The following is a 13,439-nucleotide window of genomic DNA, read 5'->3' on the forward strand; positions in this document are numbered from 1 at the left end:
CGCCACCACCACCGCGGGAGTTGGGCGGGAGCACGGTCGAAATCACTTCGCCGGAGTCGAAGCCTGCGCCTCGCCACGTGTAGTTGACGCAGGAAATACCGTTGCAGACGGTCAGGACATCGCCGGTCTGAACTCGCGTCTGGGCTGTCCAGACGGTGGTCCGGCCGTCATTGAGCTTCTGGACCTCTTGGGAAAGCTGCTGGTTGGTCACCGGATCGGGATACGGGGTTGTCAGCGTGCATCCGGCGGTGCAGTTGATGACGCCAGGAAGCTTTTTCGCTTGAACGCTCCCGCTCGCCATGAACAGCAGCACGCCTGCAATGGCGGGAATGGAGTTTCTACCAAGCGAAGGATAATCCCAATCAGTCTAGCTTTCACAATAGGTCCTTATCGTGGGATGCAACAGTTCTTGAAGATTTCATTCGATGAAATGCGGGCTTTCTCTTTCTCCTGACTGCTCAGGTTTTTCTCATGGTTGGCAATGTCATTGGTGGTGGCAAAACGTGGGTCCAGCCGGTTGAGGACGCGGGTGTACGCCAGGGCGGCAACGGGATCGGCAGGAACGATGCCGCCATAGGTGTAGGCCATCGCCATGTCGCTGATGACATTGACGTTCCCTTGTGATTCCAGCTCGCGCAGATATCCGGTGGCGGTGTCCTTCCACGCCTCGAGCGCCGCGGGATCACGGATTGCGTCATCAAGCGAACCGATGACTTTCTCCGGCGATCGCGAGTAAGCGCGCATCGCTTCCTGCGAGCCCATGGCGGCGGCCTTCGAAAGCCAGTCGGCGTGATAGATGTCCCGATCCAGGGCCAGCGACTCGCACTCTCCGAGGATTCGTTCCGATCGCTCCAGGAACCAGTTGCCGGACCCGACCGTGGTGGCTGAATCCGCCAGCTTGTCAGCGCGATCCGAGATGAAGGTCTGGCACTGCTCGATGGTTCGATAGATTTCGTAGGTTGCTGTGGCATCTCCGGATTCGGAGCGCAGCATCAGTTGCTTGACGTGGGCGAGCGCGTCACCGGGAGGCCGGAACTCATTGCCTCTTACGATCTCGTAGGCTTTGGGTCCCACCGCCTTGTACGAGCCTGGCGGGATCTTGTTGTCCCGCTCAAGCCTCTGCGCGGCCGCCGCACCTGACGCAGGAAGCGGCCTTCCCTGGTCGGGCCTTTCATCGAGGCTGCCACTCTTCCAGGATTCCTCTGCCGTCACATCGACAGCCGCCTGCTGCCGGTAGCTGGACATTGCAACGGCTGCCACTGCCAGCACGGCTGCTAGCGCGACGAATCCGATTAGCCGCTTGCTCATCTATTGCTCTCACCTTCATTGCAGGAACCGGCATGGTTGCAAACGCGCGCCTCGCGTTCCATGTCCTGCAGCTAACGTTGTATGAATGGATCTCCCCCATTTCTGTTTGAGATTCATTCATGATTCGTTCACTTATTATTCACGCTTTCGGGAGTGGGCCCGACGATGTCGAGCTGTTGCCTGCGCCTGACCATCGGTACAGGTGGCACGCACCTTCCGGCGATCGGCATGAGGTGCAGTTTCGAAAGGCGCGGGAGAGGTAGAGCGGGTGATGGCCGAAGTGCATCGGCTGCGCAGGCACCAATAGCGGCTCACTCTGTATTGCGGTGGTCTCGCCTTGCTGGTGTTGACTGGCCTGCTGATGGGGCGACAGCCCAGCGCAACGCGCCGTTCGACGTGATCGAAACGATGGTGCCGAAGGACAGCTGCGGCCGATGTTCTCGGCTGAAGATGAGCGCTTGCACGCGCAGACTGTGCAAGCGATTACCCGTCGTGTGCTTCCTGGCAGGCCGCAGTCGCGCAATGCGATGCTTCAGCTGATCGACGGGGCGGGCCAGCTGCACCTGCAGTTGCAGGTCACGCCCAAAGGTGAGGTGACGCTGTCATTCTTGGATGAGCATGCAGACATCGCGCGCGTGGTCTCGGCGGAGCAGCTCTGATGTCCTGTTCCGGCCCCTGCACATCAATGTGAAGAAGTGCTTGCAATTCCTTCGCGACTACCGGAAAATGCCGGACTCGCTTCGGGGGACGGACTTCTGGTTCCGCCCGGTAGCGAAGCATCAAGTTCCAGCGCCAGCCTCATCGGCGATGGAGCGAAAGTTTCAGTGGTGGCTGTAGCTCAGTTGGTTAGAGTACCGGATTGTGATTCCGGTGGTCGGGGGTTCGAATCCCCTCAGCCACCCCACTGATTCAACCGCATCGGCGCAGCCGAAACGGTATTGCAATAAACAGAAAGCACGCTACAATGTGTGTCTGAGTTTCACGGGCCGTTAGCTCAGTTGGTAGAGCAGTTGACTCTTAATCAATAGGTCCAAGGTTCGAATCCTTGACGGCCCACCAAGACAGAAGCCACCTGGTACGCCAGGTGGCTTTTTTCTTATGGGTGTGACTCCCATCGTTCCGATGGATCACGCGTTGCAGAACCCGTTCGGCGTGGATCTGCAGCAGGAGCGGGGCTCGCAGTGCTGGTTTCAACCACGTTGAAAAAAGTGCTTGCACCCACCGAGCGGATCGGGTCATAATTCGCGCCCCGATTTCGGGCTGTTAGCTCAGTTGGTAGAGCAGTTGACTCTTAATCAATAGGTCCAAGGTTCGAATCCTTGACAGCCCACCAGACGAAAGCCACTTGGTTCGCCAAGTGGCTTTTTTCTTGCCTGTTCGCTGAGGGGCATCTGCAGATGCCAGCGGTGCTGGCTGGAGTGGAGCCCCCTTGAGTCAAGGGGGCGCGGCGAAGCCGCGGGGATGTGGCGGCTGATGAAGTGGGGCCCGCGCTTTGCCGCGCAAAGCGTGGGGCTGCGGCGCGAATGCGCGGCAGCTTCCCACTTGGTTCGCCAAGTGGCTTTTTTCTTGCCTGTTCGCTGGGGGGGGGGCATTTCATCCGCGCATGGCGTGGATCGACTGAAGCAATGCTGAAATCAGGGTCATACGCGTCATCAGTGTTATCAATGCTGTGCGCTGCATCTCACCGCATCGCATCCTGCATCGCACCCAATGGATCTTCCGCGCCGACGGCGCATGCACGAAGGAAGATGTTGATGGCTCATATCAATCGATTGCACCGCACGCTGTGGGTTTCCTTCGCGTTGCTGGCACTGGCGGCCTGCGCGCCCGCCGACAATCCCGCGCAGACCGTCGAACGCGATGCTGGCACTGAAAGTGCTCCTGCGCGCCCGGTCGGTGAGGCCATGCAGATGCAGCCGGCTCAGCCGGCAGAGCGGGAGGCCCTGCCCGATGCGGTGGACGTGCAGCGCAATGCGGATGGTTCGGTGGATGTGCGCAAGGCCACGCCGGAGCCGGCGGCCCTGCGGCGCACCGGCGACGGGGGCGTGGAGATCCGCAAGGTGGATCCTGCAGCCGGGCAGGGTGCCGATACGGCGTCGGCCAAGGCCAGGCCGCAGCAGTGAACCCCGCCACCCCGGATGAGCTTGCGCTCGCCGGGGTGGTTCAACGCGCGGGCTGCGCACCATTGCCATGTTCAGTTTTGTGCAGGCCTTCCGCTTCCCGCCATCGCCTGCGACAATGAACACCTGCGCCGGCCACGCGAAAGTGGCGGAATTGGTAGACGCCCTGGATTTAGGTTCCAGTGAGGGTGACCTCGTGCGGGTTCGAGTCCCGCCTTTCGCACCATCTGGCCGAGCACAGATTGCCTAAGTGATTGAAAAATAAGCTGGCGACGGTCAGTTGTCCTATTGGATTCCCGCTTTGGCAATTGATCCCTGTCTCGGAACGTCACCTGTTCCGTTCGAGGCGGCTGGGAGGCGGAACTGCTCCAGTGCAGACATGCCTTGGAGCGATTGCTCGGCCAGTACCTTCGCGTAGACCGCTGAGGTGGTCTGGATGTCGCGGTGTCCGAGCCACTCCTGCACGAGCTTGATGTTGCCGGTCGCCAGCAGCAGCCGAGTGGCGCACGTATGGCGGAGCGCATGCGGTACGCACTCCTTCTCGGAAGCGAGATGTGTCCCCTTGATGGCCCATTGCCACAGCCGGTCGGCGCGCGTGCGATTGAGCATCGTGAAGGGGCCGTCCGATGTGGCCGCCAGGGCGTCCTTGCGCCGCTGTAGAACCTCGGCGACACGGGCGGTGCAGGGTAGGGTGCGGGGACGCCCCTTCTTGAGCGTAGCGTGCCGCCAGAAGCGGACGTGGAGCCTTCCGCCCTGATCGACTACTTCGGACCACCGGATGCCGATGGCCTGGCTCATGCGGCAGCCCAGGTCGGCGAGGCACACGAACAGGTCGCGGTAGTCCGCCCCGTCGCGCACCCGTGGGTGCCCTCCGGCAGGGCCGTTCGGGAGCGTGTCCCACTCCAGCAGCCGCGCCAGGATCAATTCCTCGTCCTCAACGTTCAGGACGAACGTGCGTGCGTTGTCCCTCTCGTCGGCCAAGCTGTACTCGGGCAGCTCTCCCAAGAACCGGCCGGCCTTCCTCTCGCGTTTCAGTAGGGCAAGGAGGCACTGCATCTTGCGGTTCACGGTGGCGGGAGCCGCCTTGTCGGCGAGCATGCGCTGCGCCATGTCGTTGACCGCGGCCTGCGTGATGTCGTTGATGGGCGTTTCCTCGCCCAGGTAGCTCTGGACCACCTTGCAGTTGGTACGCACGGTGTCGATGGACCGGAGCTTGCCCCAAAAGTTGCGGTCGTCCAGCGCGTCGTCCATCGCGTCCTTGAGGGTGCGCTGGCGGACCTTGGCCTTCGCCACGGCCATCTGCACCGACCGGGACTTGCCCCGAATCAGCTCCCGCAGCGCGTCCTCTGCAATCTCGGGGTCGTCGCGCAGGGCGTCGAGGACCGCCTGCTCCTTGCGCTCGGCTGCCACGCGGTCGCGGGTGCCGGTGGACAAGCGCACGCGCCGGTATCCCTCCTGCACGTCGAGCATGTAGTAGCGCTTATCGGGCGCACCCGGCTTGGGCGCGGTCCCTTTGAGGCGAAGGGCCATGTGTATCTCCAGAAATGAAAAAGGCCCGCACTAGGCGGGCCTCGGGGCACAACGGGGTGTTGGGGGTTAGGCGGCTGCGACGCGCGCCGTCACCTTGCGGTTGACACGTTCTGCGAGCGAAGCCAGCCAGTGCAGCGCCTTGGTCGTCGGGAAGATCAGGTTGCGCTTGCGGTAGGCGGGATCAGGGCGCTGCTCTAGGAAGTCAGGCCCCGGCTCGCGGTTACGCTTGATAGACGACAGGTCGAGCACATTGCGGCTCACTGCGGAGGGAGAGAGTCCGCCGAGGACGCGCTCAAGGTCCACCTGCTGAATGCCCGGCTCGTCCACAACGGCGAGTAGGGTGAGGATGCGGGTGGCGGTGATGTCCTCGTCGATCTCTTCCCGGAAGGCTGACAGTGCGGTTGTGAGAATGGCCGTCAGTTCTTTCTGCGAGAGATTCATGGTGCGCTCATTTTCCGTAAGGGGATGGTTCCCCCTTGGGAAACCATCAGGGTCTATCTTGGAGCCGCAATGTAAGGATTACAAGGCCCAAGCCAATGTTGATGGCATTCTTGCCAATTTTGTCCATCCAGAAACCACGCTGCCAAGGCGTGGGGGAGGGGTCGATTCCGATCTCATATCCAAAGGCTTTCACGAACAGGTCCAGGTACTTCTGCCCTGCGAAGGGGCCGTCCTGTCCCCTGCTCACGGCGTTGTAATGCGCCGCCACCCCCGGCTGCGCTCCACAAAAAGGTCTTACGTTTCAGTGTTTTAAGAACGGTAGTGCCAGCATCGCCGCCAGGGTCACAATGGCCCCGACCACGGATGCAAAAAACAGTCCTTGCCCTACGCGGACTACCGCGCTGGCTATTGTCCGTCTCACCGTACTCATAGACTGAGAACGCCCCCCTGGTCGTCTGCGGATGCGCAGCCCGACAGCATGACGCTGCCGTCGGGCAGACTACAGGCCACAATGATGGCGCGTCCGTAGGAATCAAGTACCACGGGAGAGATTGATCCCGACTGGTGCAGTGAAGTCATGGCCGCGGGGTCTCCGTTGGGGCCGCGGGTGGGACCGGATACGACACCCGCCAGCCACAGTCCTCGGGGACGACCGAGAACTGGACGCGCTCGTTGAGTAGGCCGAGCATCGCGCGGAGAGCGCCGCGCTTCTCGTTATGGTCGAAATTGATGGTCCGAATCATTCGGGCACCTCGTAGGTCCGTTCATGCAGGACCAAAACCTCCCGCTCGAATACCAAGAACGGGCCGAACTGGTGGACGCGGAGGGCCACGTTGACGATCACCAGGGTCGAGTTTGCGGTGAAATCTGCGTTACGCATATGTAAGTCTCCTGTTATGCAAGTGCTACAAATGGAACAATGAGTGCCAAATATCGAGATTGGCCTTATGATTAGGGCTGAAGGGCGTGATCGCCACTCCCGACCCCAAGGACCGTTCGATGATTGACCCCCGCGTAGAAGTCGCCATTACGGCCCTTCACCTAGTCGTATGGGTGTGGACTAGCTCGGTGCCGGCGCATCGCACATACCTGTATTGGCGCAGGGTCTTGCGGAAGCGGCGTTAGCGGCTCCAGAAGTAGAAGCCGCTCACCTCAAACGCGTCACCGTTGAGCCGAATGTCGCGGCCATAGCTCTCGTAGTCGAAGTAGCGGGAGAGGGCGTCGGGCACGCCGTGGAGAAGCCCCGATTCGTCCACATAGTTCTCGGCAAAGTCGGCCCAGCTATCGAACTGGCCCACGTAGGCTTCGTGGAACTGCTCCACGGTCACATCGTCGAGGCCCTCGTGGTCGCAGAAGGCCGTGTAGGCAGCGCGTTCGGTGTCGTTGTGCAACTCGTCCAGCCGCTCTTGCAATGCGCACAGCTTGTCCAGGTCGGGGTGCTCGCCCCAGGTATCCCCGAACACGTCGTCGTAGTCGTGGACGGCCCACTCCTCGGCGCTGGCGACCTTGCCGCTTCCGCCACACGCCGTGCATTCCGCCCCGCCGAATACTCGGGGGACGTATGTGGTTCCAGTACCGCCGCAATCCGGGCAATCAACGGTCACGTTCGGGTGCGGCGACTCGCGCAGGATGCGGGCAATCTCATCGCGCACGTCGTCGGCGTCGCGTCCCTCCAAGTCGATCCACTCGCCGTGCAGGACGCCAGCGTTATATGAGGCAAGGCAGGCAACGTAGATTTGCATGGTGTGCTCCAGAAATGCGAAGGCCCGCACTAGGCGGGCCTCGGGATCAGGGGTGGTTATCGGTCAGTGCGCCCAATCGGGCTTGACGTTCAGCAGGTAGGCGGCGGCCACTGCGCGGGCGGTGTCCTCGTCGGCCACGTCGGCAATCCACCACCAGCGGTCCTTACCGGCCCAGCGGTAGACGCCCCAAAACTGCGCGGCCATCGGTGCGCAAGGCTCGACGCTCCCGTCGAACTCTTGGCGGGGACCGTAGGAGACCGATCGGTCGCCCAGGGTGACCAGCTTGTCACCGGCAGGTACAGCCAGCTCGTTGTCATTGCTCATTGCGACAGGCCCTTTGCGTGTTCGATGGCGCGATCCAGTGCGCCGGGGATGTTGTGAAAAATGCCGTGGCGTGTCGAGTGGGTGAGGCCGATTTTGTAGACCTCAAAATGGTTCGGCCCCTTGCGCAGCACCCATGCCTTTTCGGTCTCGAACAAGATGTCCTCCTCGCGGTAGCTCATCGCGCGGCTCCCATGCCCTCGGCGATCCATGCGCGGGCCTGCTGCTCGGCGCGGGCCACGCCATCGGCGGTCTCGTGGTTGATGCCGTTCCTCGACAGCCACCCGCCCAGCGGGTCGGCGATGTCGTAGGCCCAAACGCCGCTCCACTGCTCGCCGACCTCCTGCCAGAGGCGGTGCAGCATGCGCGCCACCTCGACAAGAAATTCGGAGTCCTCAATGCCCAGCGGCGCGGTGCTCATCGGCTCGGGCCACGTCCACCCGCTCGCCAGCTGCGCGAGGTCGATGGGGTCGAAGTCGGTATCCCTGATTGCGCGGTTGACCACGGTGGCGAACTCCTCGGCTTGCTGCGGCGTCATCGCGGTCGCCGCCAGTTGTTCGTGATAGCGCCCCGGCTGTGCCAGGAACACGTTGCGGGTTCCGTAGGTGCGCAGTTCCATCACAGCACCCCCAGCCCGCGCAGCACCGGCATCACCAGCGCGTTGGTCTCGTCGTTGTCGCTCCAGTCGCTCGCGGCGTCGTCCCCGTTCTCCCAAATCAGGAGCACAAACCCCGCCTTTGTTGCGTCCGGGCGGTAGAACCGCAGGTGATCGTGGTCGGTAGAGGCGAGGGCCTCCAACACTTCTTGCCGGTCGCGGCTGTGCCGCACCGTGGTTTCTTCGCCGTCGTAGACGCCGAGCGAGTAACCAGCGGCGAGGGCGGCATCCACCAGCGCCACGGCTATGCGCTTCGCGCTCTCGGGGGCGTAGTTGTCGAGGTTCATGGCTTTCTCCGGGCAACAAAAAAGCCGCCTTGCGGCGGCTGATGGGTTCGGGTTAAGCGCGGAGCGCGTCGCTGCACAGGGCTTCCGGGTATGACGAGTCGCGCATTGGCATGACGATCAAAGACGCGCACCTGATGCTCGGATCGGTGATGCCGCCAATACCGAACATGGCCGCCACGTCGCCGCCAGTCACCGGAATCAGTGAAGTGGCCTTGCCGCCGAATGCCTTGCAAATTACACCGGCCGCCTTCACTACGCCTTCGAGGACGGCAGGCGCGAATCCGGACAGCTTGAGTTCGTTCGGCTTGGACACCGCAGCACGCCAGTCCGGGTAGGTTCCATCAACGGCAGCAAACTCAATGGCCTGGCCTCCGCGCTCCGCCTTGAACCGGCTGGCATCGTCCACGGCGCTGAAATAGACATCGCCCTTCATCTTGGCGACCAGCTCGCACGCATTGCGCGGCACGATGATCTTGCCAATGTCCCACGGCAGGCTGGTACGCACCACAAGCATGCGGTGGCCGTCTGTAGCAACGATGATCGCACCATCGGCGTGCGACTCAATCAGCACGCCATTCAAGTAGAAGCGAACGTCATTCTTGGGGGCCACATGCAGAGCGGCGGCGATCAGGGCGGAAGGAATTTTGTTCATAGCTTTCTCCGGGCAACAAAAAAGCCGCCTTGCGGCGGCTTCGGGGGATTGGGGTAGGGCGCTGTTAGAGGAACAGCTTGGTCAGCGTGACGATGCCAGCCACAAAGGCCGTGGCGACCACCAGCGGATACCACCGGGTCTCCATCATCAGCTTGTCGCTCTCGCGGTTGATCTTGCGAATCTCAGCGGTGAGCTTGCGCACTTGCAAGTCCTCCAGTGGTCCATTGGTGCTCATGGTAGCTCCAAAAAAGACCCGCCGTCACACGTCGGCGGGGTGTGGAAAACCGGGTTGACGAAAGGGGATCAGATGACAACGGGGGATGGACAAGGCGCAACTTGGGTGCGGTTCTTGTGTGCCTGGCGCTCCCGCTCGTTGAGTCGGGCGCGGTGCTCGCGGATGCCGCGGCGGATGCAACCGGCCACGTAGTAGTCGCGGGCGGTCATATCAAACGGGATCATCGTCATGGGTTGCTCTCCAGTGAATCGGACCACCAAAACGCCCCATCACAACGGTAGGGGCGCTTTGGCGGTCAGACTCATGCTCGTAAGGCATGGAATCTGACCGTCGCCAGCTTCCGGGAGCGCCTCCAGCTCGCCTAGGAATCCCGTACAGATGGCCCCGCTCTTTCTGGCGGTGACCCGGTATCCGTGGCGGCCTTCATCGGCCCTTACACTTCCCGGCGCGGCTAGTGTTCCCAGCTCCCCGCGTTCTGCCGTGGGCGGCGCTCCTGCCTGCCCCTTTCCTACTGTCCCGACCGCACCCTGCGGCCGTTGTTCGATGGTGGGCATTATGCCCTTTTGCTCCCGGTTTGTCAATCACTCCCGGCAGGGGGATGGTTGAGCCGGACGTTACCTGCGGTGCGCTTAGGGGCCTTTGGGGCTAGTCCTCAGTGCTGGCGGGATAAGCTCTAGGTGCTGTCGATCCATCGGTCGCACGTCTGTCGCCGCCTTTTCCGCTGCCGCCGTGTTGCTGGCGACGGGTATAGATTAGATCAATCCCCGCATGGCTGTCAATACCCCGATGGCAACGATTTTGGATGGTCGCAGGGAGCGCCTAGCGCGCGCGTGGGGAGCTTCTATAGGCGGGGCGGTAGGGGTGCCCGTGGCGGGCCTTGCGTGGGCCGTGGTGGCGCATTGGCTGGCCGTGGTGGGCGGCAGGTGGGCATAGGCCGGGCAGGGTGTGCCGAGGTGGTCGGCAGGTGTGCCGAGGTGGTGCCGAGGTGGGCGCGTGGCGGTCAGGGCAAAAAGACAGATAGGGACAGACAGGGGCGCGAACGTTTGAGCGCGGATGTCCGCAGGTTGCCCAGGTATCGCATGGGATTGCCTAGGCACTGGATACCTAATCCGGTGGTTCACCTTTGGAATCAGTAGGTTAGCCGAGGTGGTGACGCCGCAGGTGACGCGAAGGGGGCGCATCGTGCCTTACGCTACAGGGGGCGACCCCCTACGGGGGGTGATCGCGCCGTTCCAAGTAGTTGGATACTCCTTCGGAAATTTGCCGCAAACCTTTCGACCACCTCTGTCACTTCGAGGAGACGTTATGTACGCCCGCCGATACACGATAAGAACCGCTACCGCGATCACCGTCCTGGCCTTAGTGCTCGCAGGACTCCCTGCCGCGTACTTTCAGACCGGCGTAAGGAGCGCTGAGGAGTTGCGTTCCTGGAACGAGCAGATCATCGAGAACGACGCCTCGCCGCAGGTGTTGGTTGATGAGGCGGTGCGGACGTTTGACGCCGCGACGAATGACCTCATCAGCAACCGCAATTCCCGCAACCTGTTTCTCCAGCTCGCTTTGGGCATCCCGGCGCTCGCTTGGATTGGTGCGGGCGTGGTGCTATGGGTCATCAAGGATGGGACGGAGGTCTAGTCCGCCGCAGTGGCACCCAAGGAGGACAGAGGAACACCCCAGGAGTGCATAGGAGAACTGTAGCTCTACTTGATGGTGAATACCAATGAATAGAACTCTATAGTCCTGCTAGAGTAATACTTAGGTCTTACTATGATAGCACCCTTGTCAAGCCCTCCCAGTGCTCCGTGGTCGAATAAACTTAGCGGTTGGCATAGACATTACAACGAGCATCTATGGCATCGCTCAATACCCTCCTCATTCGCTTGGCGGCGCTGGTCACTGTCCTCTCGCTGGTCTGTGCTGGAGTGCCCGCCGCATATCAGCACGCGAAGCTTCGAGCAGCACGGGAGCTGGTCGAACGTACCCGCGAGGTCATAAACGATGACACGACCGCGTACAGCGTGGTGGCCGATGCGGTGCCAATTCTGGATTCTGCACTGACTGAGGCCGCGCAGCACGAGCACATGAGAGGCCTACTCGTGGAATTCACGATTGGCGTCCCGCTGATCGTTTGGTTTGTCGTCTTGGCTGTAATGTGGTGGTTCAAGGATGAAGAATTGGCGTGATAGCTGAACTGTTCACTTTCAGGTAGAGTCGTTTCCTGTCTTTTAACTGGCCGTCGTGTACGGTACGAACCGTTTGGGGAACGTAGGCGTGGGAGAACGCGCGATGGCTACGGATGCATACAGCCAGGGTCGGCTCGGCTCGTTGTTGGTCATGGAAGATGATCCTGACCTCTCAGGGATGTTGAAGGAAATCCTGGCGATGCAGGGTTACGAGGTCGATGTGGTCGCCTCCGCTGCCGATGCATTCGACCGCATAGAGGCGAAAGCATTTCACGCGGCGATCTTAGACATCCAGACGCAGGACGGAGCATCAATGTCCGTCGCCGATTACCTGCTGTCGCACCGAATTCCCTACATGTTCGCGTCCGGGGTGCCGAACCCGCAGCTCCCTGACGCTCACCAGTGGGCGACCTTTCTCCCGAAGCCGTACCGCATCAAAGAACTCATGAGCGCCCTTGATAGGACTCGCCAAATCGGCATTCCTGTTTAGGCGCGTCCATGCGCCAGTAGTTCAGGTCCGGCGTTTTAGGAAACGCTTTGTAACCGTGTCGTAGGTCTGCACCGGAGGACCGCTGTAGAGGTCCGTCGAGCAGGCCATGAGGACTGCTTCGGTCGCGTTGTGGCCTGCCTTCATGGCGGCCAGGGCAATCGCACCACCACTACCGGCGACGAGGAAGTCGCGCCGGAGGTCGAGAGGGAGACCGTCGTGGTAGAAGGCCACCGGGTTGTCCCGCAGGCCGACCACGAGGATCGTGTACTCGCCCTTGGTCAGTTCGTCGAATCCCTCCGACAGCTCGCGCACGGCTCGCTGGATGTGGGAAGTGGTGCCCGCGCCGAACACCACCAGGTCGCGCCCGGTGGTGTCGGTGGTGCGGTAGAACTTCTCCTCCTCGTACCGCAGATCACCAGCGGTGACCTGCGAGTCGATAGCAACGAGCCGGCCGTCAAAGGCCAGCGTGGTCACTGCTTGATGTGCTCCCGCCAGTAGCTCGGGGTGAACGCAGCCCACTCGATGTCGTTCACGTCATCCCACAGGCGCTCCGCGGCATTCCGCAGGTGCTCCCACAGGCCGCCGAGGACGACGTAGGGCAGCGCCAGGAACACGACGACGAACAGCCAGCCGGTGTAGGTGCGACGGGAGGTCTCGCGCAGGCGCTCCAGGAGCCACTGCGAGGCGAGGGCAATGCGTAGCGCTACGTACCCCTTAGCGCGCTCGTAGGCGCGCACCAGGCGCTCGCTGGCGCGGTTGTAGATGGTCTTGAAGTTCATGGGTTCCGGTTAGGTGTTGCGGATGGTTGCCAGGGCCTTCGCGTAGAGCGCGTCCCAGGTGTCACGGTGCGGCTTGCCCGGCCGCCAGTTGCGGACGTAGTAGTCCCATGCGGCCTGGGGGTTACCCAGGGCGGGCAGCGGACGCGGATCGGTGAACAGCAGCAGGCGAGCGAACGCACAGGCGAGCACGTCGTCGGAGGCGAGCGCCTCGTTGACCGCAGCGGTCGAGGGACGCTCCAGACGCGCGGAGACGAGCTGTGAGGCGCGTGCGGAGGTCGCCGGGTGACGGAGTACACCTGCGGTGCCGCCGCCCGCCTCGAACTGCCAGAAGCCGCGTGCGGGGCCTTTGATCTGCCTGCGGTGCTCGAAGCGAGATTCCTGGAGACCAATGGCGAGCAGCATGACCTTCGCTTCGGGAGTGAAGGCCACGCCGGGGAGCAGCCGGGCCGCCGCGGGGATCAGGTTGTCCCTGACCTCCACGAGGCTCGGCAGCTTTGCGTCGGTCATACCGGCGCGTAGGGGTTCGACTGGCCGCCCTGGGTGTGGCAGCAGGGAGCGTGGTTGCAGTCGCACGGCGTTACCGGCGCGGGTGCGCTCGGGCCGTCGTTGTCGTCGTCGTTCTTGCGGCGCAGGAACAGGTACAGCAGGCCAGCGGCGGCGAGCGCCATCAGCCACGCAGCGAGCGTGTTGGACATT

22 protein-coding genes and 4 tRNA genes are annotated in these 13,439 nt (G+C 62.2%); 9 read left to right on the plus strand and 17 right to left on the minus strand.

What is annotated here, in order from left to right:
* A partial coding sequence (locus tag WDC87_RS10200) for a hypothetical protein (RefSeq protein ID WP_336331298.1) occupies window positions 1–313 on the minus strand: 313 nt, incomplete at its 3' end.
* Between the two features lie 74 nt (window positions 314–387).
* Window positions 388–1,308 (minus strand): hypothetical protein, encoded by a 921-nt coding sequence (locus WDC87_RS10205; protein WP_031748294.1) that lies wholly within the window; start codon window positions 1,306–1,308, stop codon window positions 388–390.
* A gap of 434 nt (window positions 1,309–1,742) precedes the next feature.
* Between WDC87_RS10205 and WDC87_RS10210 the strand changes: the two genes are divergently transcribed.
* From WDC87_RS10210 to WDC87_RS10235, 6 genes are all read left to right on the plus strand, one after another.
* Window positions 1,743–1,967 (plus strand): hypothetical protein, encoded by a 225-nt coding sequence (locus WDC87_RS10210; RefSeq protein ID WP_072168266.1) that lies wholly within the window; start codon window positions 1,743–1,745, stop codon window positions 1,965–1,967.
* A 168-nt stretch (window positions 1,968–2,135) separates the two neighbouring features.
* Window positions 2,136–2,212 (plus strand) — tRNA-His (locus WDC87_RS10215).
* A gap of 79 nt (window positions 2,213–2,291) precedes the next feature.
* Window positions 2,292–2,367: transfer RNA gene (locus tag WDC87_RS10220), tRNA-Lys, on the plus strand.
* 198 nt (window positions 2,368–2,565) lie between these two features.
* Window positions 2,566–2,641: transfer RNA gene (locus tag WDC87_RS10225), tRNA-Lys, on the plus strand.
* Between the two features lie 421 nt (window positions 2,642–3,062).
* Window positions 3,063–3,431: a hypothetical protein gene (locus WDC87_RS10230; protein WP_072168265.1), complete on the plus strand. Its 369-nt coding sequence runs from the start codon at window positions 3,063–3,065 to the stop codon at window positions 3,429–3,431.
* A gap of 136 nt (window positions 3,432–3,567) precedes the next feature.
* A tRNA-Leu gene (locus WDC87_RS10235) sits at window positions 3,568–3,654 on the plus strand.
* Window positions 3,655–3,713: 59 nt separating this feature from the next.
* Here the strand turns inward: WDC87_RS10235 and WDC87_RS10240 are convergent.
* The 11 genes from WDC87_RS10240 to WDC87_RS10290 form a co-directional block, all read right to left on the minus strand.
* Window positions 3,714–4,958 (minus strand): site-specific integrase, encoded by a 1,245-nt coding sequence (locus WDC87_RS10240; RefSeq protein WP_049417433.1) that lies wholly within the window; start codon window positions 4,956–4,958, stop codon window positions 3,714–3,716.
* Between the two features lie 66 nt (window positions 4,959–5,024).
* Window positions 5,025–5,399 carry a hypothetical protein gene (locus WDC87_RS10245; protein WP_005412378.1) on the minus strand — a complete coding sequence of 125 codons (375 nt, stop codon included), beginning with the start codon at window positions 5,397–5,399 and terminating at the stop codon, window positions 5,025–5,027.
* 739 nt (window positions 5,400–6,138) lie between these two features.
* Window positions 6,139–6,279 carry a hypothetical protein gene (locus tag WDC87_RS10250; protein WP_005412379.1) on the minus strand — a complete coding sequence of 47 codons (141 nt, stop codon included), beginning with the start codon at window positions 6,277–6,279 and terminating at the stop codon, window positions 6,139–6,141.
* A gap of 241 nt (window positions 6,280–6,520) precedes the next feature.
* Window positions 6,521–7,141, minus strand: coding sequence for an antirestriction protein ArdA (locus WDC87_RS10255; RefSeq protein ID WP_032961789.1), 621 nt, complete (start codon window positions 7,139–7,141; stop codon window positions 6,521–6,523).
* A gap of 63 nt (window positions 7,142–7,204) precedes the next feature.
* Entirely contained in the window at window positions 7,205–7,465 is a 261-nt protein-coding gene (locus WDC87_RS10260; protein ID WP_032961791.1) for a hypothetical protein, read from the minus strand.
* Window positions 7,462–7,644, minus strand: a complete 183-nt coding sequence (locus WDC87_RS10265) for a hypothetical protein (protein WP_032961794.1) — start codon at window positions 7,642–7,644, stop codon at window positions 7,462–7,464. Before WDC87_RS10265 ends, WDC87_RS10260 begins: the two co-directional genes overlap by 4 nt.
* Window positions 7,641–8,081, minus strand: a complete 441-nt coding sequence (locus WDC87_RS10270; protein WP_005412383.1) for a hypothetical protein — start codon at window positions 8,079–8,081, stop codon at window positions 7,641–7,643. The genes WDC87_RS10265 and WDC87_RS10270 overlap by 4 nt, the downstream gene beginning before the upstream one ends.
* Window positions 8,081–8,404: a hypothetical protein gene (locus WDC87_RS10275; RefSeq protein WP_005412384.1), complete on the minus strand. Its 324-nt coding sequence runs from the start codon at window positions 8,402–8,404 to the stop codon at window positions 8,081–8,083. Before WDC87_RS10275 ends, WDC87_RS10270 begins: the two co-directional genes overlap by 1 nt.
* 52 nt (window positions 8,405–8,456) lie before the next feature.
* Window positions 8,457–9,056: a hypothetical protein gene (locus WDC87_RS10280; RefSeq protein WP_076739530.1), complete on the minus strand. Its 600-nt coding sequence runs from the start codon at window positions 9,054–9,056 to the stop codon at window positions 8,457–8,459.
* 64 nt (window positions 9,057–9,120) lie between these two features.
* Complete coding sequence (locus tag WDC87_RS10285) at window positions 9,121–9,291, minus strand: hypothetical protein (RefSeq protein ID WP_004154558.1); 171 nt, start codon at window positions 9,289–9,291, stop codon at window positions 9,121–9,123.
* A gap of 68 nt (window positions 9,292–9,359) precedes the next feature.
* Window positions 9,360–9,521, minus strand: coding sequence for a hypothetical protein (locus tag WDC87_RS10290; RefSeq protein ID WP_154267699.1), 162 nt, complete (start codon window positions 9,519–9,521; stop codon window positions 9,360–9,362).
* A 1,075-nt stretch (window positions 9,522–10,596) separates the two neighbouring features.
* On the opposite strand from WDC87_RS10290, the gene WDC87_RS10295 reads away from it, so the two are divergent.
* From WDC87_RS10295 to WDC87_RS10305, 3 genes are all read left to right on the plus strand, one after another.
* The gene (locus tag WDC87_RS10295; RefSeq protein ID WP_032961796.1) at window positions 10,597–10,926 is read left to right on the plus strand and encodes a hypothetical protein; all 330 of its coding nucleotides are present in this window, start codon (window positions 10,597–10,599) and stop codon (window positions 10,924–10,926) included.
* Between the two features lie 215 nt (window positions 10,927–11,141).
* Window positions 11,142–11,474 carry a hypothetical protein gene (locus WDC87_RS10300; protein ID WP_032961798.1) on the plus strand — a complete coding sequence of 111 codons (333 nt, stop codon included), beginning with the start codon at window positions 11,142–11,144 and terminating at the stop codon, window positions 11,472–11,474.
* Between the two features lie 103 nt (window positions 11,475–11,577).
* The gene (locus tag WDC87_RS10305; RefSeq protein WP_005409127.1) at window positions 11,578–11,964 is read left to right on the plus strand and encodes a response regulator; all 387 of its coding nucleotides are present in this window, start codon (window positions 11,578–11,580) and stop codon (window positions 11,962–11,964) included.
* Between the two features lie 21 nt (window positions 11,965–11,985).
* On the opposite strand, the gene WDC87_RS10310 is transcribed toward WDC87_RS10305, so the two are convergent.
* Genes WDC87_RS10310 through WDC87_RS10325 form a run of 4 tightly spaced genes read right to left on the minus strand, consistent with a single transcriptional unit; the run spans window position 11,986 to window position 13,438 of the window.
* Window positions 11,986–12,438, minus strand: a complete 453-nt coding sequence (locus WDC87_RS10310) for a hypothetical protein (RefSeq protein WP_005412387.1) — start codon at window positions 12,436–12,438, stop codon at window positions 11,986–11,988.
* On the minus strand, window positions 12,435–12,743 hold the full coding sequence (locus WDC87_RS10315; RefSeq protein ID WP_005412388.1) for a hypothetical protein: 309 nt from the start codon (window positions 12,741–12,743) through the stop codon (window positions 12,435–12,437). The genes WDC87_RS10310 and WDC87_RS10315 overlap by 4 nt, the downstream gene beginning before the upstream one ends.
* 9 nt (window positions 12,744–12,752) lie before the next feature.
* The gene (locus tag WDC87_RS10320) at window positions 12,753–13,250 is read right to left on the minus strand and encodes a hypothetical protein (RefSeq protein ID WP_065426719.1); all 498 of its coding nucleotides are present in this window, start codon (window positions 13,248–13,250) and stop codon (window positions 12,753–12,755) included.
* Window positions 13,247–13,438, minus strand: coding sequence for an LPXTG cell wall anchor domain-containing protein (locus WDC87_RS10325; RefSeq protein WP_005412390.1), 192 nt, complete (start codon window positions 13,436–13,438; stop codon window positions 13,247–13,249). The genes WDC87_RS10320 and WDC87_RS10325 overlap by 4 nt, the downstream gene beginning before the upstream one ends.
* Between the last annotated feature and the right edge of the window lies 1 nt (window position 13,439).

This window comes from Stenotrophomonas maltophilia group sp. Smal12, assembly GCF_037079935.1.
Lineage (GTDB): Bacteria > Pseudomonadota > Gammaproteobacteria > Xanthomonadales > Xanthomonadaceae > Stenotrophomonas > Stenotrophomonas sepilia.